Origin of the sequence: Paenilisteria rustica (assembly GCF_013820765.1) — a bacterium.
Classification (GTDB): Bacteria; Bacillota; Bacilli; order Lactobacillales; family Listeriaceae; genus Listeria_A; species Listeria_A rustica.
Genome location: NZ_JABJVM010000010.1, coordinates 14666 through 38455 on the forward strand (window position 1 = coordinate 14666; position 23790 = coordinate 38455).

Genomic DNA, 23790 nt, shown 5'->3' on the forward strand with positions numbered 1-23790 from the left:
CGCAAACCTTATTTTGCCAAGATATTAAAAATTGCAGGAGGAACGAAATGGAAAAAATGACATCAGTAAATACAATGAAAATAAATGAATCTGAGATGGTAGATTGGACAATGGTGACCTGGAACGTTTTAGGAGACAGCCTAACAGATACAAGTAATCCACACTCGGAAAAAAAATATTATGACTACATCCAAGAAAATCTACACATCAAAAAAATCAATGACTATGGCATCAGTGGTTCTACAATTGGAACTAATTCTGAACCAATGAGTGAACGCTATGTAACCATGGCAGATGATGCGGATTTGATTACCGTTTTCGGAGGACTTAATGACTATGGAAGGAATCACCCACTTGGAGATTTGGGCGATACTGAAAATGATACTTATTACGGTGCACTAGATGTTCTTTTAAAAGGACTAGTTGAAAAATATCCCGATAAAAAAATTGGCTTCATATCGATGTATGCTCGAACTGCCACGCCACCAACGAATAGTCTAGGAGTTCCCGATTATGCATATGTTAATGCCGGATTAGAAGTTTGTGAACACTATGGTATCAAGCATTTAAATTTATATGAAATAGCTTCATTGAACCTGTCTTCAACAGAAGGAAGTGCGTATAAATCTGATAGAAGCCATTTAAATGATCAAGGCCAAGAACATCTTGCAAAGATAATAGAGCGTTTTATTAAAAGTTTATACTAACTTATGCAAACAGAATCTTCGGGTAAAAACATTATTTTGAGAATACTAAAGAAAATCAGTTCATAATTTGACGGTGTTAAAAAGCCATGAATTCAGCTACTTTCTTCCAAGAGATTGCAGTATTTTAATCAAAATATGCATTTATTGCGTACTTGAAGTATACACTCCGATAAGGCTGGAACAATAAATTAGAACAGGGGAACATCTAAAAACGTCGCCAAATTGCAATACTTTAGAAAGCAAAGTGTGTTTTTTACACAATCGAGTACGAGGATGTTTGGTAGTATTAGTAGTGTAATAAGAAATAGAGAAAGGACGGGGGTAACTGATGAATGATTTTGAAGAAAAAATGGTAGAAGAACTATATCGAAATGAACCGACGACGAAATTGGTTAGAATCATTGACTATCTAGAGAAAGAAATACTACCCACTCATCTACTCGCCAACAATATTATTTTTGTTAAACACGGGGTTTTGCATACCGAAGTGAAGGTGGACAATGAGTTTTGTATTTTTAACTTTATCCAGTCGGGCGAAGTTTTTTATCCGAATCATCTAGATGAAATCGAAGAACGACAAGTGGTTGTGGATTGCGATACGACACTGATTATCTTGAATTACGAGTTCTTTTTAAACTATGCGACGATGAAGCCGCCTTACATGAAGTGGTTGCTTGAGAAGACGAACCTGCATCTTCAAAAAGTGCTTTACGAGAGCACCAAGCAGAAAGATCAAGATGCGATCATGATGAATCTGGACTACATTCACGATATATTAGAGCAAGAAGGTCAGGATTCTGATATGGCACTGTTTGATTTATTCACAAAACGTAAACTTGCTTCATATTGCGGTGTATCACGTTCTACCTTTTATACGAAGCTCAAAGATTTAGAAGAAGCAGTAGGCTAATAAAGACCTTTCGCGTAATGTACAGGCTGTCAAAAAGAAGTCACAAATTAAAACGAAATGTGTTTAAAAGTAACGATGACATTCGTGTATGCCATGCTATAATTCTAAATGAAGGAGATGAGACTGGTGGCACCGTTCATAGAGAGCGAGTTAATAGAGTGGTTGGAAAATGATTATGGAGAAACGAGAAAAACATTTCCAGCTAATACAATTTTCCCTTTTGTGGAAGAAAAAATTATTCTTGTGTTAGGCGGTATATTGCATTTAGAGAATGACTCAGGAAGTGAACAACGAATTCTAACATACTTAAAAGGCTTTTACCTGTTAGATTTAGATGCTTTGTTTGAAGGTACACCAAGAGAAATAACCTTGATAAGTGATACAGAAGTGGAAATTATCGAGATTGACAGAGATATTTTTTTAAGATATGCGCTGAAAAAACCTTCCTACATGGAACTGGTTTTGGTATCACATGCAAGAGTTTTATCTAAAATATATACTGAATCTTCAAAAATTTACAAAAAAACATCGCTAAAAGTAAAAAATGCCTTACAAAATCTATACAATGACGATATTTTAATGATGTCTGACAAAGAGTCAGGTTGGTACGGTATTCCCGATTTTATGACAAAAAAAGGTCTCGCAAGCTATGCACAAGTATCACGTAAGACGCTTAGCATGGAGATACGAAAGCTAGAACAAAATAATGGCTTGAAATTTATTAACAATCAAATGTTTATTAACCCACAGTTTCTATGGCAAACATAGATTCTAAATAATAATAAAGAAGGATGTGCAAGATTTTGAATAAAGTATTAAAAAAAGTTGCAACAGGATGTATCATCGGAGCAAGCGCGCTAACGTTATTGGTAGGATGCTCCAACACTAGTGATGACAGTAGCAAGGTGGCAAAAGCAGATGCACCAATTACTTACGAAAAACAAGATGCCAACAACCTAATTATGAATGTCAAAAAAGTAGAGACTGTCAAAACACAAAAAACGAAAGATAAAGTGATTGTAACGATGACTATTAAAAATAACAGTCCAATGACGCAAGATATCGGTTCCATTGATTTTGTTCTGAAGACGGCAGACAAAACGTACACTGTTGATCCAGATTCCATTGCATTCGGTCAACCGATTAAAGCAGGCGCGTCGCTCGATGGTGATGTTACTTTTGTAGTACCAGATTCTGTTGAAAAAGGGACTGTACAATATAAACCAGCCAAAGAGAGTCTAGCGGAGTGGAAAATCGACATCGAAGAATAATAGAAGGGAAGTGCTGATATGAAATTAGGTTTCGCACCGAAAGCATATGTGTACGAGAAGCAAGACGCTAATAATTTTATTTTAAATATCGATACCGTTGAGACGATTCCGACGAATAATAATCAGACGAAAGTACTCATTACGATGGAAATCAAGAATAATGCAGGTAACACGCAAGATATCGGATCGATTGATTTTTGTTTGGCAGCAAACAAAGAGGTATACGATATTGACACGGATTCTAATGCATTCGGTCAACCAGTAAAAGCTGGCGAAACGATAATGGGCGATGTTACCTTTGTAATCCCAAGCAAGATAAAAAAAGCCAATTTAGCATACAAGCCGTCAGAAACTTGTTTAGCAGAATGGCATATATCGATTAAAAAATAAATGGTATGAAATAGAGAGGATGTTCCAATTTGAAAATCACTGTTTTAGGTTTAGGTTATATAGGTCTTCCAACCGCTGTAATGTTTGCGAATCACAATCAAGAGGTGCACGGAGTAGACGTGAATAAGCGAGTTGTAGCAGAGTTAAGCCAAGGTCGCGTTCATATTGAAGAACCTGGTTTGCAAGATGCGCTAAACGACGCACTACAAGCGAAAAAATTCGAAGTTGGCATGGAAGTGACGCCATCTGAGGTGTTCATTATTTCCGTTCCAACACCAAACAACGATGATGCGCTAAAATCATGTAACCTTGATTACGTGAAGTCAGCAGTAAACATGGTATTGCCAGTACTCGAAAAAGGTAATACAATCATCGTCGAGTCGACAATTGCTCCACGTTCGATGGAAGATCATGTGCAGCCAATGCTCGAGGCAGAAGGATTTAACATCGGTGAGGACATCTTCCTAGTTCATTGTCCAGAACGCGTATTACCAGGCCAAGTCTTACACGAACTCATTCACAACAACCGCATCATCGGCGGAATGACACCGGCTTGTACGCAAAAAGGTAAAGAAATCTACAGTGTATTCGTTGAAGGTGAACTAATCGAAACGAGTGCATCCGCAGCAGAAATGTCCAAGCTGATGGAAAACACATATCGCGACGTCAACATTGCACTTGCCAATGAACTAGTCAAAATTTGTGATGAGCTAAGCATTGATTCTCTAGATGTTATCAAAATGGCTAATAAACATCCGCGTGTGAACTTACATTTACCAGGTCCCGGCGTTGGTGGACACTGTTTAGCGGTTGATCCATATTTTATCGCAGCAGAAGCTCCAACCGTTTCACCACTAATCCAAACAGCTCGGAAAATCAACACAAGCATGCCAGAATTCGTCGTTCAAAAAGCCGAAGAAGCGCTTGAATACGAAGCGAACAAGAAAATTCTTGTGATGGGACTAACATACAAAGGCGATATCGATGACATTCGTGAAAGTCCAGCAATGGAGATTTATGAAATGTTGAAGAACAATTCGCGCTATGAAGTTGTTGCATATGACCCACACGTTCAGGCGGATTTTGTTGAAACGGACCTCAATACGGCAACGAATCAAGCTGATTTAGTATTAATTTTAACCGATCATAGTGAATTTAAATCACTACAACCTAGTGATTTCAAAAATACGAATGATGCCATGATTATCGACACAAAACATATTGCAGAAAAATATCAAGGTGCTGAAAATTACTATCATTTGGGTAATATCTCAAAGGTTGGTCAGAAATTAGTGCACATTTAAAAAATGACTCAAAGGATGCGACCAATGAAAAAAAAGATACTAATAATTACTCAAAATTTTTCTCCAGAGATTGGTAGCGCAGCGAATCGCATGAAAGGCGTCAGCGAAAATTTGAGTACTAATTATGATTTAACCATTTGGACAACGGCTCCGCAATATCCACGAAAAGATATTTACGATCAGTCAGAATTTCAACAAGAGGAATTAAAGAACGCGGAAGTAAAGCGAATTGCAACGAAAAATAAACGTTTCGAAAAAATCCTTTTCTTCCGTTTTTTATTATATTTAGAAGTGTTATGGAAACTTCTTCGGCTGGTTTGGGAGGATAAAAACGAGTATGACAGCATCTTAGTGACGACACCGCCTTTATCCATCCCAATCATCGGCTTGATTGCTAAACGGAAATTCAAATCTCGACTCATTGTTGACGTGCGTGATTTGTGGCCAGAAACGCTAAAAGCTGTCAAAGGCTTTTTCCCGAGGTGTATTCGTTATTTGGCTTATCCATTAGAACGGTTGATTTACCGACGCGCTGATAAAATTCTTGTGAATAGTGAAGGGTTTATCGATTATATTCGCCGTATTGTTGGCGATGAGAAGGAGATTTGTTTTATTCCGAACTCGCTAACAAAGAATGAGCTAATCGTTGAAAAACAAGAAGTTGTAGATAATCAAGTTACGATTATTTATGCAGGAAATTTAGGTGTGGCGCAAGATTTGACGCTCTTTCTTTCTTTGGCCCACAGTTTTAAAGAACAGTCCGATGTCCGATTTTTAGTCATTGGCTACGGCATCCATTATAAACAAATGCAGCAGGATATTATCGATCGAGAACTGACGAATGTGGATATCAAGCCACCAGAACCACGAGAAAAAGTTTTTCAGCGTTTACTTAAGGCAGACATTGCATACATGGGATTGGATAAACATCCAGTATTCCAGACCGTAATTCCCGGAAAAGTCATTGACTACATGGGAGCCTCATTGCCGATTATTGGCGTTACATCAGGCTACTCTAAGAAAATTATTGAACAAGCCGGTGCGGGTGTTGTTATCGAGAAAGACGGCGATTTTGAGATTCTTAAAAATACCGTCAAAGAATGGATTGAATCACCTGAAATACGGACGCAGCATGGGCAATGTGGTAAAAATTTTGCAATGGAACATTTTAATTGGGAGAAAAATAAAGAACCATTAGAAAGGATAGTTGCGAAATAGCGATGAATAGTAGCGTAACGATGTTTGTATGGAATGAATTCGAGAATGACGGACGCGTTTTGCGAGAATGCACGGCGCTTGAAGAGGCTGGATACGACACGACTTTACTTGCTCTTAGCAAAGACAAAACATTCACCGAAAACTACTCCGATCAGTTGAAAATAAAACGTTTAGGTTCCCAGTTGCCAATCCTCACGAAAACATGGCAAAAAAGTCTCCTCTTTATTACTTTACTCCTCCTCATTTACTACCTCCCACTTCTCGCGATTGCTTTTATAAGTGTCTATGCTCTGCTTTATAAAACGAAAATTCGTTTCTTATACCGCAAAGTTGCCTTGATTTTCAAAATGATTTACTGGGGTTGGAAAGAAAATACGGATATATATCATGCTAATGATTTAAATACGTTACTCCAAGCCGTCATTTGTGGAAAGTGGTTGAGACGCAGAAAAGTATTGTTTGATTCGCATGAAGTGAATTTAAGTCGGTCGGGCTATGACTCATTCATATATCCGCTTGCCGAGAGTTTTCTATTACGTTTTGTCGATCGAAGCATTCAGGAAAATCACACACGAGCCAAGTTTATTGAAAAAGTATATCATTTTTTACCAGATGTGATTTATAATTACCCGTTTTACCAAGCTGATATTGAGAACTCGGTGGATTTGCACAGTCAATTAGGACTCGCTGAAAATGAGCCGATTTTGCTTTATCAAGGTGGTTTGCAAAAGGATCGCGGGTTGGATAAATTGCTCGAAGCTGTGCCTTTTATCGAGCGTGGAACAGTCGTTTTCATCGGTGACGGTAAAATGAAGCCATACTTGGAGGAAGAGACGAAGCGCAGAAATTTAGGTGATAAAGTCAAGTTTTTGGAGAAGGTTCCTGTTGAAGAATTGCCACGCTATACTCGAGATGCCTATCTTGGTTTTCAATTACTAAACGATACGTGTTTCAATCATTATTCCGCGGCTTCTAACAAGCTTTTTGAATATTTAATGGCCGGAGTTCCCTTGGTTGCTTGCGATTTTCCAGAAATAAGACAAGTTGTACGGGAGAATAAGGTCGGTATTGTTGTGAAGTCTGACGAGCCTACATCCATTGCCAAAGGAATTAATCAGCTAGTTGCAGATCCAGAAATGCGTGAAAAAATGCATCAAAACGCGCTGATAGCAAGAGAAAGATACAACTGGAACAACGAGAAAGTAAACTTTTTGAAAATTTATCAAAAGCTAGTAGAGGTGTAGAGCCAAAATGAAGGGTAATCAAGTTAAAAAATATGATAAAAAGCAGAAAAATAAACCGTCTAATAAATACCAAATCGAACTGGCAAAAGAGCAAATTCAGCTGGTTACAGAAGAAAATGAACAAATGAAGCAAAAATTAGATGCGGCGTTACAGGAAAATGAGCGATTGAACGAGAATTTGGAAGAAAGTGTGCATCACGAGATTTCGTTACGCGTTGAGATAAAAAGGCTAGCACAAGCGAATGAAGTCCAAGCTAAAGCACTTGAATCTGAAAAAAAAGAACATCTGAAATGGAAAAATAAGTGTCAGGAAGTTCTTGCGATAAACGAAGAAATCAAGAATCAGCTCCGAAATGAAGCCGACCTGATGAATCAAATAAAAACAACACAAAAAGAACTGAATCAATACAAAGTCAAAACTTTCGATATCCTAGATAGCCAAAAAGGCGCATTGGCCGAACTAGTCACGGAATACGAACAGACGACTCAGAAAAGTAACCAATTAAAGAAAGAATTACTTAAAGTAAGAAAAGAACATGATGATGTAAACGAACGCTTGAACAAGTTGAGAGCGCGGCACAATCAATTAATGAATACAAAAATGATGAAATGGACTGGAGCATATTGGAAATTAAGAAAAAAACTAAGATTAACGAGCAAATAGACCTAGTACAATATACAATCAATAACTTTCAAAATGAATTAATGTCAGAACTTCATCCAGTATTTTTATCAGAGCAACAATTAAAAGAGGCAGCCAATTGGTGGTGCGTAAAAGACGAAGGATTGCAAGCTCAGACGGAGAATGGTGATTTAGTTTTCGTAAATGCGGATCAGCGTTCGAATTACACATCTTTTAGAGAAGAGAATGTAGCTTTTACACGGTATCCGCGCCATGAACTCAACGTTTTGGCAGAGGAAAGAATCGGAATTTTTGTGGAAGCTGAGCTAGAAGAAAAAATGTCAGTCAGAATCGCAGTTGTTGAATTCGATGGTCGGAAAAAGACAACGACGACAATGGTGGACGTGAATAAGGAGACGCAGATTGTGTTGGGAGAAACAACGAAACATATCCGTTTAGCCTTAAAAATTACTGGAAAAGGCATGATTCGACTGAAGAAAATGGCTTTTCATCGTGTTTTCAATCCTGTGAAAAGTCAGAAGCAACAAGTTATCACGCATAATCCGTTCCAAAGTTTGAAGAAGATTGAGGATTTAAAGATCGCATGTATTTTCGATGAATTCACGATGACGAGTTACCAAGAAGAAGTCGATTTAATCACGTTTACACCGGAAAATTGGCAGACCGTTTTAGAAAATAATCCGCCGCATTTCTTGTTTGTAGAATCAGCGTGGCATGGTAATTTTGACGCTTGGCAATATAAAGTTGGGCGTTATGCGAACGAGGATCGACACGAGTTATTTGAATTGCTGGAATGGTGTAACGAGCGCAGCATCCCGACCGTCTTTTGGAACAAGGAAGATCCGATTCACTTTGATAAGTTCATTGATTCGGCGAAACGCTTTGATTATATTTATACGACGGATGCGAATCGGATTCCGGACTATGTGAAGCACGCGAAACATAAGAATGTGTTTGCTTTGCCATTCGCAGCGGAGCCGAAGCACCATAACCCGGTTCAATTGGAAGAGCCACGAGAAGATGGCGTCTGTTTTGCAGGTTCCTATTATGCGAATCGCCACGAAGAGCGGCGCGCGGTGATGGATCAAATGCTTGAAATCAGTGATGAATTTGGCTTGACCATCTATGATCGTAACTACGAACGCGAAGAACCAGAATTCCGTTTTCCGAAGCAGTTTGAGAAGAATGTGAAGGGAAGTCTCTCCTATAGCGAGATTGACAAGGCGTATAAAGGTTATCGCTTCATGCTGAATGTGAATAGCGTTATCCATTCGCCAACAATGTTCTCACGCCGCGTTTTTGAAGGCTTGGCGTCGGGTACACCGATTTTGAGTAGCTATTCAGAAGGTATTGATAAAATCTTTGGAAACCTTGTGATGATTGCCGAAAAACCTGAGGATCTGCGTGCACAAATGAAACACATCTCGGAGGACGATCATCTTTACCGCAAAAAATCACTCGAAGGAATTCGAGAAGTTTACGGTAAGCATACGTATAAACATCGCCTTCATTTCATGCTCCACAATATGGGAATTAAGTTGCCTGTAGAGGAAAAAGAAGTAACGGTGATTAGTCGTGCCGGTTCTGAGAAGGAAATCAAACAAGTAATTGAGGCCTTCTATAAACAGAGCTACCGTTCGAAAAAACTGATTCTATTGATTCAAAGTATCGATGATTTTAACGATATGAGTCATATTCTGAACACATATCAGGACGAAACAGTGTCGATTTATTTACTGGATTACATGAGAAATTATACGCAACTCAGCGAATTTATTGACTCGGAGTTCATTACAGTTTGGAATCAGCAGCATTTTTACGGGCGACATTACCTGCAAGATTTAATGATTGCGGCAGTGTATACGGATGCCGATTTCATTGGGAAAAGTAGTTATTATACGAACAAAGACGAGACTTGTCAGGACGTCAATACTGATGATGAGTACCGTTTTGTAACGAATTTGAAATCGACACAAGCAATTCTGAGAACGAGATATACCTTCCGCAAAAACGTGAAGAGTTTGCTAGTCGACTTTATGCACGGTATCGATTTATCACCGCATATGAAACAGGGCGCGAAAATGTTCAGCGCTGATAAATATAATTTTATTGAAAACGGAAAACAGTTGGATGAAGCATCGTTTGTCCACGTTGAAATTTAGGAGGAAGATAACGCAATGAGTGAACTACGAATTCTTTTGTACGGAGACATTGATTTAAACTTTATGGACGGCTCGGCGGTTTGGCTTACGTCAATCGCTCCCGTGTTGAGTTTAAACCCTCATATTCAAGTGGACCTGCTGCTTAAGGCGAAAGAGCAGAATGACCGACTGACAGATGCGCTGAAAAACAAACCGAATCTGCGTTTAATCCAACCGTTCGAAGCTTTCCCAGCCATGCCTTTTCAACAACCAACTCGCCTAAAAGTAGAGGAAGCTGTAGAAATCATGGCAAAGTTAAACCAGGAAAAACCGTATGATCTTGTTATCGTGCGTGGCTTTGATTTAGTTCGCGAAGTCATGAAATACGAAGAGTTTCGTCATATTACGGTGCCATATTTGACTGATTTCAAGCATGACGAACGTTCGACGCGAGAAGAAAGAGAAGATTTAACGCGGGTGTACAATCATTTCGACTATCTTTTCTTGCAGACAAAAGAGACAAAACAAGCGTTTATTGACTTAATTAAGGTGGACGGTAAAAAGATTCGCCTGCTGTATCCGATGGTGCCTGAATCGGAAAGCATTCCAACTTTCAGGAATAAGCATCATCGTCTGATTTACAGCGGGAAATTCCACGAAGATTGGCATACCGAAGAGATTATTTCCGCCACAAAAAAATTAGCAGACATGGATTCGCGGATTCATACGCAGATCGTGGGCGACAAGTTCCAGGAACGTCTGCGCGAGAAAGAAACGCAACTTCGCATCAAAAAGGCGTTTAACGAAGAGGCGTCAATCGATTGGGTTGGAGCTGTTTCACGTGAGAAATGTCAAGAGTTGATTGAAGAAGCAGATGTCGGGATTAGCTGGCGCAGCGCTTCACTCGATAATGATGACAGTGTCGAATTATCAAGTAAGTTGCTGGAATATGGCAGACTCGGCAAACCAGCTTTAGTCAGAAAAACGAAGATGCATGCCGATTTACTAGGCGCTGACTATCCGCTATTTGTGGACACAGAAGCCGATTTTATTCAAAAAACAGAGGCCGTTTTGAACGACGAAACATTGTATTTAAAAGCTGCCACGATGATGTTTGAAGCGAGTCAGTATTTCACTTTTCAAGCTGCATATAATCGCTTAAAAGAATTTATCTGGTCTTTTGAAAAACGCAAAAAAAGAATTGTATTTGCAGGTCATGATTTGAAATTTGCGACGATGATTATGAAACATTTTGAAGAACATCCAGATTTTGAAGTGATGACGGATGTTTGGCAATCGCACGAGAAACACAGTGAGAAACATAGTAAGGCTTGCGTTGAATGGGCCGATATTATTTTCTGTGAATGGGGTCTGGGTAACGCTGTTTGGTATTCGAAACATAAGCAGCCGCATCAAGAACTCATCGTTCGGATGCATTTCCAAGAGAAGGATTTGAAGTTTCCACGTCTGATGGACGTCGATAATATCAACAAAATTATCGTGATTACGCCTTACATGATGGAAGAATTTCAACGGATTTTCAAAATTCCGCGTCATAAAATGGTCTACATTGATAATTTACTAGATGCGGAGAAATTTGACCTTCCGAAAAAAGAGGGCAAGGAATTCCGACTCGGTATCTGTGGTATTTTGCCAGCGCGTAAACGGGTGGATTTGGCTGTGGATTTATTTGAACAGTTGTGGCAGCAAGATCATCGCTACCAATTGTCGATTAAGAGTAAGCATCCGAAAGACGTTTCATGGTTGATGGCTCGTGAGAAAGAGCGCGCATATTATGATGGCGTTTTTGAACGGATTGAGCAGGCTCCTTGGAAAGATAACGTTATTTTTGAGCCGCACGGTGATGATGTGAATGAGTGGATGAGCACGATTGGTTATTTGCTTTCGCCAAGTGATTATGAAGGTTCGCACGTCTCGGTTTCTGAGGCGATGGCGAGTGGCGCGGTACCAATTATTAGAGACTGGAAAGGTGCCGATACCGTCTATCCGGAAATGTATATTGTGGATTCGCTTGACGACGCTATTTACTCAGTAGAACAGAACGGTTTCACGGCAAAAGAGATGCTAGATCGGAAGAATTTTGCGACGAATAAATTTGATCGAAAACGTATTGTGCGGGAGATTGAGAGTTTAGTTTATGGAAGTATTAGAGAAGCGAGGTAGATGAAATAGATGGAGACGCAAACAGTTATTCAAAACGTGGAAGTTTTTTTCACAGATGATTTTTTAGAGGCAAAAGTAATGCTAGAGAGTCCGCAAGAGGATTTAGTATACGCTTTTTATGTATATAAAGTAGGCACAGCTGAGGCAATTTTTAAATCAGCTTACAAGAAATTCGATACGCACCGATTGGAAGTAACCGAGCCAGGTGCGTATAAAGTGAAAGCCTTTGTGAAAAATGTCAAAACAAAACAAACCGTGGCGCAAACAAGCAAGGCGGTCCAAAAAACAGTTGTAAAAGAATACTGAAAGGAGCACGAAACATGTTGCACGGAAGACATCAAATGAACGGAAGCGATACGCTCGTCTTAGTTTTTCAAAATGCTGCGAAGCCTTTGAATGATGCAATACCAGGTATTTATAGTGGCAAGATAACGCAACCGGAAGTAGCCGAGATGCACGAGCGGTACACATGGATGAAATTCGCGCAACGTGTTCCAAGCGCAGATTATTTTTTCGTCAAGGACCATTTTTCAAGTGTGTACGGCTGGTATCTTATCGATAATGGCAAATTTATTTATGAACAATTTAATGCAGAACTAACAGCATTTATTCAAGAACATGGCTATAAAAGAGTCATCGCGTTTGGCTCAAGTAAAGGTGGTACTGGGGCGCTGATTTACGGCTTGATGAATCCACTTATTACCGACGTTTTTTCCCTTATTCCGCAAATTTATGTAGCGCGTTTTATCAATAAACTATGTCCAGATGAGAAAAGCTTGTTTTTTGGCACTAAAAAAGGTTTTGAGAAACAAGTGGACACGATTTTATTTTCCGACGCGTTATATCGTAATTATACAAAGAAGAAATTATATTTTTATACAGGCACGCTGGATATTCAGTTCGATGCGTTAATGAAATACCGCAAGTTCTTATCGAAAAAAGGCATTGACAGTGAATTATTTTTAAACCGAAGCGATGAGCGGCATACACGTTTAGTGAATCAATATACACCATTCATATTTGGCGTGTTGGAAGATTTAATTGATCAAAGCGAACGGCGAATAGAGCAACATGTCGTAACGGTTAACCCGAGTGTTCGGTTATTAAAAGAACAATAGAGATGAGGCATTAAATATATGAAAATCACGATGAAAGACTTGTCATATTCAGATAAAACAATACACCTTCCATTTTCTGTAGAGGGTGATTTGCAAAGTTGTGAGTTTGCTTATTATATTCACCAAGACGGCCAATTCATTGAGAAGCACTGGTACCAAGAGTTAACAGAAGATAGTACTATTCAATTTGAGCCGATTTATAGCGGTATGTATCAAGTTCGTTTATTTATACGTAAAGATGGACAGCTGTTTTTCAATGAATTATCAACGGAATTACATCTAGATCGTCAGCAGGACAAGCTGGTTGAAGTGACTTTCCCGAATGAAAAAGTATTCTATAGTGATGTGCCGGTCAAATATTTATTTCAGCCTGCTAAATCAAAATCTAACCACTTGATTTTATCTTTTTCTGGACTTTATTCAACGGAAATGAGAGGTGGAGCGCCTGTTTATAATCATATCCGGACGTTAGAACCAGTCGATGCACATAAGTTATTTATTTTAGATTCGTATAAAGAGCAATTTTGCTATTACGTTGGATTTGGTGGTTCCCATGATTTCGAGCGCAGTGTCGTGAGTTTAATAACGACGATTGCAAATCAGCTGAAAATTCCTCCAGAAAATATTATCGCGACAGGTTCGAGTAAAGGCGGAGCTGCTGCACTTTATTACAGCATAAAATACCATTTTGGCAAAGCGATTATTGGTGCTCCACAAATCTATATTGCGAAATATTTAGATCGACGTGCTACTTCGCCATCGATGCGTGAACGTTTTGATCGCCTTCTTGGAGATACCCCTGATTATGGTATGAAGTTCTGGAACGGTTTGATTCTAAATCAAGTAGCGCTAAATACGACTTTTCCAGAATTACATTTTCATGTCGGAAAAGGAGATTTTCATTACAAGGAGCATTTGGTGCCGTTATTTAAGAAATTCGATCAGAAAGAAATTCCGTATACGCTAGATTTAGCGGACTACATGGAACATAATCAAACAGGTCTGTATTTTACGCCATTCTTGCTGAAAAAAGTAGAGGAAATCGTAAAGTTCAGAAATGAGGTGTAAGTTTGAATGTTTTAATCAACTGGTGTCGCGTACAATTATACAGCACTAGTAAAATTTTTCGTGTGGCGCGATTCGATAAGAAAGCAACACATCAAAATCATTTTTTAGGCTTGCTTTGGGAATTTTTGAGTCCGACAATTCAAATTGTGATATATTATTTGATTTTTGGTTTGCGCTTAGGTGGACAAAATATGGTGAATTCAGATGTCCCGTATGTCTATTGGATGCTGATGGGTGTCATTCCTTGGTTTTATATAAGTGCGAGTATTAACGCAGGAGCCAATTCGATTAGTTCGAACTTGAACTTGATTTCTAAAACGAAATTTCCGGTAGAAATTTTACCAACGATATCGATTGTGAAGGGGTTAAATGGCTTCTTCTCGATGCTCGGGTTGTTCCTTTGTCTCTACATTGGGACGGGACATTTTCCAGATATATATTGGTTACAGCTGATTTATTATTTCCTAGCGATGCTGTTACTGCTCGTTTCGATATCAACGCTAAACGCTGTGGTTGTCATCTTTTTCCGCGATTATCAACTCATCATTAGTTCGACGATGCGCCTGCTATTCTTCATTTCAGGTGTCGTGATTGATGTCTCGGTGAACCCAGATTCGCTACTTACGAAAATCTTGCATTTGAATCCATTTGTATATGTGATTGAAGGATTCCGGGATGCGTTACTTGGTCGAGCTGGGATTTTGGATCATTTCTGGTGGGGTATTTATTTCTTCAGTGTGACTTTCTTGATTCTGGTAGTTGGCATTTATGTGACAAACAAGTATAAACGGCATTTTGTGGAATACATGTAAGGAGACGATACGCGTATGGAGAGAATTTTAAAACTGGAAGGCATCGATAAGATTTTTTATCTCGAACGGAAAAAGTGGAATACGATTTGGCGCAACCCGTTCCGTAAGAAAAAGGAGAAATTATTTCAAGCATTAGAGAATATTTCGTTTGACGTGAAAAAAGGGGAATGCGTCGGTTTCATTGGTCTAAATGGATCGGGGAAATCGACATTAGCTAATATTATCGCGGGGCATTTGGCGCCGACAGCAGGGGTTCTGGAGCAAAAAGGAAGCGTCTCATTACTTGCGATAGGTTCAGCGTTGAAGCCAAATTTGACAGGTGTCGAGAACATCCGTTTAAAAATGTTGTTGATGGGATTCAAGCCGAAAGAAATTGAGCGGCGGATTCAGAACATTATTCAATTTACCGAACTACAGGATTTTATCGATCAGCCATTAAAGCAATATTCGAGTGGGATGCGCGCAAGGTTAGGTTTTGGGATTGCGATTCAAACTGATCCAGATGTGCTTATTATTGATGAAGCGTTGTCCGTGGGGGATTCGACGTTTTATCAGAAATGTTTCGACGAGATTGAACAGATGAAAGCAGACGGAAAAACAATCTTTTTTGTCAGTCATTCTATGAAGCAGATTAAAGATATTTGCGATAAAGTGGGTTGGTTGCATTACGGACACTTAGAGGCTTTTGGTGAGAGTGATGAGATTTGCTTAGAATACAGTAAGTTCATACACCATTTTGCGAAAAAAACGCCAACTGAAAAGGCACAATATCAAAAAGAGATGATTTCAAAGCAAAAAAAGACGGTATTAAAAAAGCAGAAGGCTGAGAAAAACAGTTTTCCGATACTATATTTTATCATGTTACTCCTTACTTTTTGTGCGAGTGCAAGTAAACTACTTGGCTTGTGGTAAGCGAGATTTAGAAAGGACAGAATCAGATGACAGTTGCATTTAATGGGAAACATATTCAGAATCAATCCGATACGCTAGTTGTTATTTTTCAAGGTGTATTTACGAAAACGAATGAGGCTTACGCGACGAGAATTGTAAATGGGCAAATGCCAGATGAGAACGTGAAAAACCTCCATTCATATTATCATTTTATGAAAGTATCCATGCGAAATGAGACGCGTGATTATCTATATTTGGAAGACTATTATTCGAAATTGTACGGCTGGTACTTGTTTGACAATGGCCGTTTTATATATGAGGAATTGAGTGCGCAATTAAACGAATTTATCGAAAAGCATGGCTACAAGCATGTGTATCTTGTGGGGAGTTCAAAAGGTGGCGTTGGAGCGATTCTGATGGCACTACATTGTCCGAGTGTTGAACAAGTATACACGATGGTACCAGATTTACGAATTTCAACAGATGGTTTTGGGGAAAGCGGGCGGCGCTTGTTTTTCAACCAGGATGCGGCGTTTGAGAAGCAAGTGAAGACGATTTTTGAAGGAGAAGAGATTTTCAAAGCATTCAAGAAACAAGAGAAGAAAGCGCGATTCTTCTTTTTCACAGGAGTGCGCGATTACGGATTCCGGCCAGTGACGGCTTTTCATAATAAATTAATAAACGATTTTCAAGCGGAGAGCCACTTGTTGATTTTGCCGACGCCTGAACCGCATAGTCCACTCATCAAGAACCATTCGAATTTGATGAACCATCTAATCCAAAATATCGATAAAGATGTGCCGTGGGAAGCCGATGAATTCACGTCGGTCTCTAAGCACGCTCATATAGCAACATATAAAACAATCGGTATGAAGTAGAAAGGGGAAACCGTACATGAAAAAAATATTACTACTATGCAGCGCCTTTCTTGTCCTAAGTTTCGGATTAGCAGCCTGCGGTCAAGAAGTAAAAACACCAACAAAAACACCAGAAAAAACGACAGCAAAAGCAGTCACAACTAGAAAAGATACACGCCAATATTTCGAACAAAGTTGGAAACAAACGTGGAAAGGGCTAGAAACAAACATTAAACACGTGACGGTAGTTCAACTATCCAACGCCTCCAAAACGAAAATGAAAACCAAGGATCAAGGCGTTATCAGTGTGAAAATGCACGTCAAAAATACAACCGATCAAGATATGTACGTTTTTTCTGACCAAGCAACACTGGTCGTTGATGGCAAAACTAATCCAATTTTTAAAAATGATAGCCAAAATATCACGGAGAAATTAGCTAAAAATAGTGAAAAAGATATTTTACTAATTTTCCATATTCCAACATTGACATCGGTGACACAGTATAAACAAGTCATTCTGAAATGGGCAATGAGCACGCAAAAAGATGCAACGAAAACAGATGGTGACAATTCTAAAAAAGAGGAAGTAACACTGTCCTTAACAAGCGCGAAATAGATACTTAAATCATTTGAATTAAGAAAAGAAGGTGAGAAGATGCGGAGTATAGATGCTACGATGACGCTTCAACAAGGCGAGGAATTAAAGGAAAATGGAGAATATATTGTTTTGTCGGGGCATCTTACTTGTTGTATAGGAGACCAATTACTATGCTTTCTAAGAAAAAGTGAACGTGCGATAGTGCATAATCACTTACTACCTGAAAAGCTTCGATATCAAGCATGCGACACAGTGAAAGTACTGAAATTAGACAGTCATACAACGAATAGACGGATTGAATACCGATATCGAGCGTTTGAGAGAGAGCTAGTAGACATGATGGTGCAACGAATGGAGATGCTCCTGCTACGAAAAAAAGAGCGACTAGTTTATGCGCTTTCGAAGTTAGGCAATGAAGTGGGGATTTTAGAAGGCGGAGATTGCCATATCCCAAATGTCTGGAGTCAGGCCGAGTTAGCCAGTTATATTAATTGTACGAGAGAGTATTTATTAAACCAGAAAAAGGCGCTAAAAAAAGAAGGTCTCATATTAGATAACCGCCATTGGGTACTGCTAGACTGGAATCAATGGACCAAAGAGGAAGAGAAATACCATTTAATATATGACTAATAAAAAGACACCGAACCACGAAATTTGTGGGGCGGTGTCTTTTTTCATGATGCGGAAGTTTTAATATAGAGTTTTTGATTGTGTTGTTTAATAATATCTTGTTCCTCTAAAGAATCTAATTTATCATATAAACTTTTACGTGAGAAATTACCGTAGTGAGCGAGTTTGCTTTTATTTAGAAAGTCGGGAATTTCTTGATACTCACCATGTAAAGTGGGTGCTACTCGATCACAGAATTTTTGAAGCGTATAAGTAATACGAGGCTCTACAGTTAAATCGTGTTTCATCAATTCAAGGCAGAGATCCGAGGTGTTTTTGAGAACAGATTTTAAAAGGACTTCCATGTATTCTGTTTTATTTGCGGCAAAATCAGAAAAAATTTCGCGATCGACGAAGATAAGTTTAGTATCCGTATCACAAACAATGCTTACTTGATCGTGCACATTAATGTCGTACGGTGATTGGTAAATCATATCGCCTTCTTTATAAAACTGGAGTATTTGCGCGCGTGTAATTTCCAAATGGATAATACCATCCGCTACAATGACAAAATGGCTTATTAGATTTTTGTTGTTAATAACAGTATTCTTGGTAAATGTTTTATGGCTAATCCAAGTTGCGTCTGGTTCATTTTGGCTAATTTCCTCTATAATAGAAAGAATGCTTTTCATGATTATCGCTCCCTTAGATTTGATATACCTTAATTTTAGCAGGGAAATATGAGAGAGTTGATTTAATAAGATGAGAGACAGATGAGAAATGAAAATTTAGTATAACTACTAACACAAAAAATTTATACGCAGGCCTGTATTTCAGCATATATACCAAAGGAGTAAATACAATAACCAAGCTCAATTAGCAGAGACGGACATAAAGAGTCGTGGTATAATGGGCATTAGAACGCTTTCAGTACATAGAAAAACGGCAAAAGGAGGCCCAACCAATGCAGACATGCAAAACACAAGATCCAGTCATCCGAGTTAGTAGCTGGTTACTCATCATCTATTCCATCATCGAAATAGCGATTTACCTCCTATTTTTTATCCTAGGAAAAGTCGCCTCCAAATATTTAGGTGGACTCATCGACCAACTGGCGACAGGCTACATCGATTTCGCATTCCACGAACAAATCACGAAATTCGCGAGTTCATGGCTCATCAACCTAATACTCGATTCGTTCGTATTCACCACCGAAATATTTCTAGTGTTCAGCATCATTCGAATTATCGCAGCAACCCTCATCCTAAAGCAAAATAAGTTCTCATTCTTGCTTATTATCACTATGATTATCTGGGGAATATGGATTGCTGTAACCGCGATTATTTTCGTTCCACTGCTCACAATTATCGCGTTAATTGCGAACATTGGACTGTTTCTACTGATTGTGTGCAGAAAAGAATATCGATTACTCATGCGGAGTAATTGGAAACGAGGATTTGGTAAATGAAAAAAATCGCAATAATTATATTGGCGCTGCTCCTGTTATCTGGATGCGGAACCGTTACAAGTATGGAGGACCAAATCGAACAAACCACTCCAAAAATCACATTGAAATCATCACCAAGTACGAAAATCAAGCCTTCGAGAACGGATTTCAGTTGGAATGGAGCCGTAACGGATGCCTATTTTCCCGCACCGCAAGATTTTCTGAACAGCAAAACATTAGTTCAGACGGATAACACGGATAAAGTACAAATCAAGATACAGCAGAAAGTAAAAACTGGCATAATCAAAGTCTCAGATCTGAATTCGATTACATTAGAAATGGTCCCCAAATCTGGCGATAATTTTCTGCCAATCGATGTAAAGGAATTAGATCGGGGAACTTGGCAATATGATGTTCCGTTCAAACCTGGGGAATATATGTATATGCTGAAAGAAATGTATAGTGGCGACGGATACGAAGAGGGCTATTATGTCACTTACTTTTTTGGACTGGAAGTAACCGAATAATGAAGGAAGGAGGCGGACTGGATGATTTCTGTGCCGAGATGGCGGGACTTACTTCAACTATTATACGTAAAAATGGATTTTGTCAGTGGGAAGGAACTTGGAGAGCAATTGCGCGTCGATCCGCGTACGATTCGAAATGATATTAAAGCGCTTCATGATGTTTTAGCGGATTCAGCTAACGAAATTATTGCGGTTCGCGGCGTGGGATACAAGCTAATCGTGGGGGATGAATCGACACTGCGCCATTTACTGATCACAGATACTAGTGAACGATCGAACCTCCACATTACACCGATGCTTGCCGAGGATCGCGCAGACTATATCATTCGCTACCTCCTTCTAAAAAATAAATATGTCAAACTAGAGGACATTGCGGATGAACTTTACGTCAGCAAATCGACAATCAACACGAATATCCCGGAAGTGAAGAAAAAACTAGCCCAATTTGAGTTGAAGTTAGGCAAAAAAGCGGGATACGGGGTTAAAATACTCGGTACGGAGCTAAATGTTCGTTTTTGTTTTTCGCATTATTTGCTGACAGAATCGCGTAGTTTGCTGATTAGTGAGGCGGAGAAATCCTTTTTTAACGATGTCAATTTAGAAGGAATCCAGCATATTGTCACGAAAAATGTATCTAAATATGCGATTCATATGACCGATATTGCCTTGAAAAACCTAATTATCCATATTGCCATTGCGATTTGTCGGATTCGGGATGACTGCTATGTTGCGGCGGAAGAATTATTGAACATTGAATTCAATATGCAAGAGTTGCGGGCAGCGGAGGCGATGATTCAAGCGATTGAGCAGCAGGAAAAGGTGGCGTTTCCGGAGACAGAGCTTTCTTATTTATTATTGCATCTCAGCGCGAAACATACGGCAAGCGATTACGATGATTACCGGGAACTCCTATTGGTGAATAAAATGCTAGAACGTATCCAAAAGCGCTACGGCTACGCATTGCTAGGCGATCAAGCGCTCATTTCCAACCTCGTATTGCATCTAAAACCAGCGATTAATCGGATAAAATTTCACATGAATATTCAAAATCCATATTTGCCGAACTTAAAGCAAAATCACCCATTAGCGTTTGAGCTAGGACTGACAGCGAGGGATGTTCTGGAAGCGGAGCTGGAAACCAAGGTGAACGAGGCGGAAGCGGGTTATTTAGCTATTCATTTATTGTACGCGTTGGATAAAGTGCGAGAAGGTGCTAAAAAACAGGTTTTGATTGTATGCGCATCGGGATTAGGCACCTCACAGCTTTTGCAGTCGAAGGTTAAAAAGGCTTTTTCTGAGGAATTGGAAATTATCGGCGTTTACTCGTTTCATGAATACGAGAACGAGTCCGTTGTGTGCGATTTTGTCATTGCAACCGTGCCACTTCGGAATCAGCGCCACCCGTTTGTGCACGTTTCGCCATTCCTAACGAAATCGGATATGCGCGCGATTGAATCGATGCTAGGAAATAGTGCGCCATTTCAGATGGAGAGTGTATTTTCCGGAGCGCTATTTACAATCTCAGAAAAGAATTGGGATAAAGAGCAAGTTTTGCGGGAGTTAGCAAGGCTTTTGGAGAAACAAGGCTACGTTGGGGAAGATTATTTGCCGTCGATTTTTGAGCGGGAATTGGTTGTTCCGACGTTTTTGGGAAACGGATTGGCGACGCCACATCCGATTCAAGCTGATGTAGTACGGACGGCGATTGCGGTTTGCATTTGCGAGACTTCGGTATTGTGGAACGAGGAAGATTATGCGCAAGTCGTATTTATGCTGGCCGTGAAAAACAAAGAACAATCGCAACTTACGGATACGTATGAGTTAATTAGTGACATCGTTGAAAATCCGAAAGTGATGCGCCAATTGAAGGCAATTCGGGATTTTGACGGATTTATGGACATTTTGAAGAGTCTAGGACAAAACGCGAGATAAAGCAAAAACGCCTTCTCTTTAATTCGGGTAGGACGAAAAATTTTGCTTTACACAAATCGAGCGAAAGCGTTTGTATTCAGAGAGTTTGGTGGAAGCCGGAAGCGGAGCATACTGGTGTATGTGAGAACCGGAAGTCCGCCAAACTCTCTGAATGCGAACGCTTGCCGCCGATTTATCCGGATTATGTCCCAGCCCCTTTTTATGGATTTCCTTTGTGAGGTGACTCTTGCGGAAAAAGACTGGCTTTATTTCGACAAAAGAAAGCGCTACACTTAAGCTATAATTAAGAGGAGGTTTACAACATGAAAAAATTTGTTGAAAAATTAGGCTGGCTCTCGCAAAAGTTAGGAAATCAAATTCATTTGAAGTCAATGCGTGACGCGTTTGCCACGATTTTACCGTTTATTATGCTCGCTGGTTTTATGGTGTTGATCAATAACGTCATTATTAAACCAGATGGCTTTATGTCAAATGTAATTAGTTCGGAGACGCTGACTTCTTGGCAGGAGCTCGGGAATAGTATTGTGAATGGGACGCTGGGAATTATTACGATTTTGATTGGTGCATCGGTTTCTTATTTTCTGGCGCAAAACCGGAGATTTGAAAACCCTTTTGCACCAGCTTTGCAAACGATTGCATTGATTGTTATTTTCTTACCGCTTGTCAATGATGTGATTCCGATGGGCGCGACGAAGGCTGTGGAAGTGGCGGGCGTGATTCCGATGGCGCTTACTGGCTCGGCAGGGATGTTCGTGGGAATTGTGACGGCACTCTTGTCGACAGAACTGTTTATTTATTTTTCGAAGAGCGAGAAGTTGAAAATCAAGATTTCGGGCGAAAGTGTACCGCCTGCTGTTATTAAATCGTTTAACGTGCTGATTCCAACAATGTTGACGGTGCTTGTGTTTGCCTTTGTATCCTTCTTGTTGACGCAATTATTTACGCTTAATATTTATGCACTAATTGGCGCGATTATTCAAAAACCGTTGACGTTCTTGGTGACAAGCGTTCCAGGGTTCCTAGCGCTAATGACGATTTCACAAATGCTTTATTCGATTGGTATCGCAGGAAGTGGGATTTTGGGACCGATTATGGATCCGGTTTTGCTCGCGAATATGCAAGATAATATGACAGCTTATGCAAGTCATGCGGCGATTCCGCACATTATTAATACAACTTTCCGTGATATTTTTGGTGTTATGGGCGGTGGCGGAAATACGATAGCGCTACTGATTGCGATTTTTATTTGGAGTAAGCGGAAAGATTATCGCGAAATCGCGACGCTTTCTTCTGCACCAGGGCTTTTCAATATTAATGAGCCGGTCGTTTTCGGATTGCCGATTGTGTATAATTTGAGTTTGATGATTCCGTTTATTATTTCGACGCCGCTTTGTTTATTGCTTGCTTATATTGCGACAAAAATAAACATGATTTCTGAAGTTGTCGTGATGGTTCCGTGGACGACACCTGTTGTTGCGTCTGGGTTCCTGGCGACAGGTGGAGATTGGCGCGCCGCAGTTTTCCAAATTTTCTTAGTGGGCGTTTGCGTACTATTATACCTACCATTCTTGAAGGTAAATGACCGTATCAAAGTATAAGGAGCGTTTGAAATGAAAAAACTAATGTTGATGTGTAATGCTGGCATGTCTACAAGTGTGCTCGTTCGAAAAATGCAAAATATAGCGAATGAGAAGGGAATTGCGATTGATATTTGGGCGATTTCCGAGATCGATTTTGAGAAGAATTGGCGCCTGGCTGATGCGATTTTGCTGGGGCCACAGGTGAGCTATATGGAGGGCAAGGTGAGCGAGGCGGTAGGAGGTACGATTCCAGTGGGCGTGATTGCGATTGTGGATTACGGTCGGATGGATGGTGAAAAAGTTTTAGCGCAAGGCTTAGCGTTGTTGGAGGAGGATTAA

At 39.7% G+C, this 23790-nt stretch carries 25 protein-coding genes; 24 read left to right on the forward strand and 1 reads right to left on the reverse strand.

What is annotated here, in order from left to right:
- The first annotated feature begins 47 nt into the window (after positions 1 to 47).
- From HPK16_RS10390 to HPK16_RS10480, 19 genes are all read left to right on the forward strand, one after another.
- Positions 48 to 707 (forward strand): SGNH/GDSL hydrolase family protein, encoded by a 660-nt coding sequence (locus tag HPK16_RS10390; protein WP_181676899.1) that lies wholly within the window; start codon positions 48 to 50, stop codon positions 705 to 707.
- Positions 708 to 1035: 328 nt separating this feature from the next.
- Positions 1036 to 1617 carry a Crp/Fnr family transcriptional regulator gene (locus HPK16_RS10395; protein WP_181676900.1) on the forward strand — a complete coding sequence of 194 codons (582 nt, stop codon included), beginning with the start codon at positions 1036 to 1038 and terminating at the stop codon, positions 1615 to 1617.
- A gap of 126 nt (positions 1618 to 1743) precedes the next feature.
- The gene (locus HPK16_RS10400) at positions 1744 to 2385 is read left to right on the forward strand and encodes a Crp/Fnr family transcriptional regulator (protein WP_181676901.1); all 642 of its coding nucleotides are present in this window, start codon (positions 1744 to 1746) and stop codon (positions 2383 to 2385) included.
- A gap of 35 nt (positions 2386 to 2420) precedes the next feature.
- Entirely contained in the window at positions 2421 to 2888 is a 468-nt protein-coding gene (locus tag HPK16_RS10405) for a DUF4352 domain-containing protein (protein WP_181676902.1), read from the forward strand.
- A gap of 18 nt (positions 2889 to 2906) precedes the next feature.
- Positions 2907 to 3278 carry a DUF4352 domain-containing protein gene (locus HPK16_RS10410; RefSeq protein WP_181676903.1) on the forward strand — a complete coding sequence of 124 codons (372 nt, stop codon included), beginning with the start codon at positions 2907 to 2909 and terminating at the stop codon, positions 3276 to 3278.
- 29 nt (positions 3279 to 3307) lie between these two features.
- Positions 3308 to 4582 (forward strand): nucleotide sugar dehydrogenase, encoded by a 1275-nt coding sequence (locus HPK16_RS10415; protein WP_181676904.1) that lies wholly within the window; start codon positions 3308 to 3310, stop codon positions 4580 to 4582.
- A gap of 24 nt (positions 4583 to 4606) precedes the next feature.
- Positions 4607 to 5800: a glycosyltransferase family 4 protein gene (locus HPK16_RS10420; RefSeq protein ID WP_181676905.1), complete on the forward strand. Its 1194-nt coding sequence runs from the start codon at positions 4607 to 4609 to the stop codon at positions 5798 to 5800.
- 2 nt (positions 5801 to 5802) lie between these two features.
- A complete protein-coding gene (locus tag HPK16_RS10425) occupies positions 5803 to 7044 on the forward strand; it encodes a glycosyltransferase family 4 protein (RefSeq protein ID WP_246369386.1) in 1242 nt (413 codons plus the stop codon).
- Positions 7045 to 7051: 7 nt separating this feature from the next.
- The gene (locus HPK16_RS10430; RefSeq protein ID WP_181676906.1) at positions 7052 to 7708 is read left to right on the forward strand and encodes a hypothetical protein; all 657 of its coding nucleotides are present in this window, start codon (positions 7052 to 7054) and stop codon (positions 7706 to 7708) included.
- Positions 7669 to 9849, forward strand: a complete 2181-nt coding sequence (locus HPK16_RS10435) for a CgeB family protein (RefSeq protein WP_181676907.1) — start codon at positions 7669 to 7671, stop codon at positions 9847 to 9849. Before HPK16_RS10430 ends, HPK16_RS10435 begins: the two co-directional genes overlap by 40 nt.
- Positions 9850 to 9864: 15 nt before the next feature.
- A complete protein-coding gene (locus HPK16_RS10440) occupies positions 9865 to 12012 on the forward strand; it encodes a glycosyltransferase (RefSeq protein ID WP_181676908.1) in 2148 nt (715 codons plus the stop codon).
- 9 nt (positions 12013 to 12021) lie between these two features.
- Positions 12022 to 12318 carry a hypothetical protein gene (locus HPK16_RS10445; protein ID WP_181676909.1) on the forward strand — a complete coding sequence of 99 codons (297 nt, stop codon included), beginning with the start codon at positions 12022 to 12024 and terminating at the stop codon, positions 12316 to 12318.
- Between the two features lie 14 nt (positions 12319 to 12332).
- Complete coding sequence (locus HPK16_RS10450; RefSeq protein WP_181676910.1) at positions 12333 to 13130, forward strand: alpha/beta hydrolase; 798 nt, start codon at positions 12333 to 12335, stop codon at positions 13128 to 13130.
- Between the two features lie 18 nt (positions 13131 to 13148).
- Positions 13149 to 14198 (forward strand): accessory Sec system protein Asp2, encoded by a 1050-nt coding sequence (locus HPK16_RS10455; RefSeq protein ID WP_181676911.1) that lies wholly within the window; start codon positions 13149 to 13151, stop codon positions 14196 to 14198.
- Positions 14199 to 14200: 2 nt separating this feature from the next.
- The gene (locus HPK16_RS10460; protein WP_181676912.1) at positions 14201 to 15010 is read left to right on the forward strand and encodes an ABC transporter permease; all 810 of its coding nucleotides are present in this window, start codon (positions 14201 to 14203) and stop codon (positions 15008 to 15010) included.
- Positions 15011 to 15025: 15 nt separating this feature from the next.
- Entirely contained in the window at positions 15026 to 15922 is an 897-nt protein-coding gene (locus tag HPK16_RS10465) for an ABC transporter ATP-binding protein (protein WP_181676913.1), read from the forward strand.
- Positions 15923 to 15948: 26 nt separating this feature from the next.
- Positions 15949 to 16779 (forward strand): hypothetical protein, encoded by an 831-nt coding sequence (locus HPK16_RS10470; protein ID WP_181676914.1) that lies wholly within the window; start codon positions 15949 to 15951, stop codon positions 16777 to 16779.
- 16 nt (positions 16780 to 16795) lie between these two features.
- Positions 16796 to 17374 (forward strand): hypothetical protein, encoded by a 579-nt coding sequence (locus tag HPK16_RS10475; RefSeq protein WP_181676915.1) that lies wholly within the window; start codon positions 16796 to 16798, stop codon positions 17372 to 17374.
- Positions 17375 to 17413: 39 nt separating this feature from the next.
- Positions 17414 to 17986: a helix-turn-helix domain-containing protein gene (locus HPK16_RS10480; RefSeq protein ID WP_181676916.1), complete on the forward strand. Its 573-nt coding sequence runs from the start codon at positions 17414 to 17416 to the stop codon at positions 17984 to 17986.
- 44 nt (positions 17987 to 18030) lie between these two features.
- Here the strand turns inward: HPK16_RS10480 and HPK16_RS10485 are convergent, their stop codons facing one another.
- Entirely contained in the window at positions 18031 to 18657 is a 627-nt protein-coding gene (locus HPK16_RS10485) for a Crp/Fnr family transcriptional regulator (protein WP_181676917.1), read from the reverse strand.
- A 272-nt stretch (positions 18658 to 18929) separates the two neighbouring features.
- On the opposite strand from HPK16_RS10485, the gene HPK16_RS10490 reads away from it, so the two are divergent.
- The 5 genes from HPK16_RS10490 to HPK16_RS10510 all read left to right on the forward strand — a co-directional run bounded on the left by HPK16_RS10490 (position 18930) and on the right by HPK16_RS10510 (position 23790).
- On the forward strand, positions 18930 to 19433 hold the full coding sequence (locus HPK16_RS10490) for a hypothetical protein (protein ID WP_181676918.1): 504 nt from the start codon (positions 18930 to 18932) through the stop codon (positions 19431 to 19433).
- On the forward strand, positions 19430 to 19939 hold the full coding sequence (locus HPK16_RS10495; protein ID WP_181676919.1) for a hypothetical protein: 510 nt from the start codon (positions 19430 to 19432) through the stop codon (positions 19937 to 19939). Before HPK16_RS10490 ends, HPK16_RS10495 begins: the two co-directional genes overlap by 4 nt.
- Before the next feature lie 21 nt (positions 19940 to 19960).
- Entirely contained in the window at positions 19961 to 21871 is a 1911-nt protein-coding gene (locus HPK16_RS10500) for a BglG family transcription antiterminator (RefSeq protein ID WP_181676920.1), read from the forward strand.
- 302 nt (positions 21872 to 22173) lie between these two features.
- Positions 22174 to 23469, forward strand: coding sequence for a PTS sugar transporter subunit IIC (locus HPK16_RS10505; RefSeq protein WP_181676921.1), 1296 nt, complete (start codon positions 22174 to 22176; stop codon positions 23467 to 23469).
- Positions 23470 to 23481: 12 nt separating this feature from the next.
- Positions 23482 to 23790: a PTS sugar transporter subunit IIB gene (locus tag HPK16_RS10510; protein WP_181676922.1), complete on the forward strand. Its 309-nt coding sequence runs from the start codon at positions 23482 to 23484 to the stop codon at positions 23788 to 23790.

Excerpts from the sequence above, each read along its gene's own strand:
- HPK16_RS10510 (WP_181676922.1), top strand. The coding sequence starts at position 23,482 with ATGAAAAAACTAATGTTGATGTGTAATGCTGGCATGTCTACAAGTGTG.
- HPK16_RS10500 (WP_181676920.1), top strand. The coding sequence starts at position 19,961 with ATGATTTCTGTGCCGAGATGGCGGGACTTACTTCAACTATTATACGTA.
- HPK16_RS10505 (WP_181676921.1), top strand. The coding sequence starts at position 22,174 with ATGAAAAAATTTGTTGAAAAATTAGGCTGGCTCTCGCAAAAGTTAGGA.
- HPK16_RS10450 (WP_181676910.1), top strand. The coding sequence starts at position 12,333 with ATGTTGCACGGAAGACATCAAATGAACGGAAGCGATACGCTCGTCTTA.
- HPK16_RS10490 (WP_181676918.1), top strand. The coding sequence starts at position 18,930 with ATGCAGACATGCAAAACACAAGATCCAGTCATCCGAGTTAGTAGCTGG.
- HPK16_RS10470 (WP_181676914.1), top strand. The coding sequence starts at position 15,949 with ATGACAGTTGCATTTAATGGGAAACATATTCAGAATCAATCCGATACG.
- HPK16_RS10395 (WP_181676900.1), top strand. The coding sequence starts at position 1,036 with ATGAATGATTTTGAAGAAAAAATGGTAGAAGAACTATATCGAAATGAA.
- HPK16_RS10420 (WP_181676905.1), top strand. The coding sequence starts at position 4,607 with ATGAAAAAAAAGATACTAATAATTACTCAAAATTTTTCTCCAGAGATT.
- HPK16_RS10445 (WP_181676909.1), top strand. The coding sequence starts at position 12,022 with ATGGAGACGCAAACAGTTATTCAAAACGTGGAAGTTTTTTTCACAGAT.
- HPK16_RS10390 (WP_181676899.1), top strand. The coding sequence starts at position 48 with ATGGAAAAAATGACATCAGTAAATACAATGAAAATAAATGAATCTGAG.
- HPK16_RS10430 (WP_181676906.1), top strand. The coding sequence starts at position 7,052 with ATGAAGGGTAATCAAGTTAAAAAATATGATAAAAAGCAGAAAAATAAA.
- HPK16_RS10475 (WP_181676915.1), top strand. The coding sequence starts at position 16,796 with ATGAAAAAAATATTACTACTATGCAGCGCCTTTCTTGTCCTAAGTTTC.
- HPK16_RS10410 (WP_181676903.1), top strand. The coding sequence starts at position 2,907 with ATGAAATTAGGTTTCGCACCGAAAGCATATGTGTACGAGAAGCAAGAC.
- HPK16_RS10425 (WP_246369386.1), top strand. The coding sequence starts at position 5,803 with ATGAATAGTAGCGTAACGATGTTTGTATGGAATGAATTCGAGAATGAC.
- HPK16_RS10480 (WP_181676916.1), top strand. The coding sequence starts at position 17,414 with ATGCGGAGTATAGATGCTACGATGACGCTTCAACAAGGCGAGGAATTA.
- HPK16_RS10440 (WP_181676908.1), top strand. The coding sequence starts at position 9,865 with ATGAGTGAACTACGAATTCTTTTGTACGGAGACATTGATTTAAACTTT.
- HPK16_RS10455 (WP_181676911.1), top strand. The coding sequence starts at position 13,149 with ATGAAAATCACGATGAAAGACTTGTCATATTCAGATAAAACAATACAC.
- HPK16_RS10465 (WP_181676913.1), top strand. The coding sequence starts at position 15,026 with ATGGAGAGAATTTTAAAACTGGAAGGCATCGATAAGATTTTTTATCTC.
- HPK16_RS10485 (WP_181676917.1), bottom strand. The coding sequence starts at position 18,657 with ATGAAAAGCATTCTTTCTATTATAGAGGAAATTAGCCAAAATGAACCA.
- HPK16_RS10495 (WP_181676919.1), top strand. The coding sequence starts at position 19,430 with ATGAAAAAAATCGCAATAATTATATTGGCGCTGCTCCTGTTATCTGGA.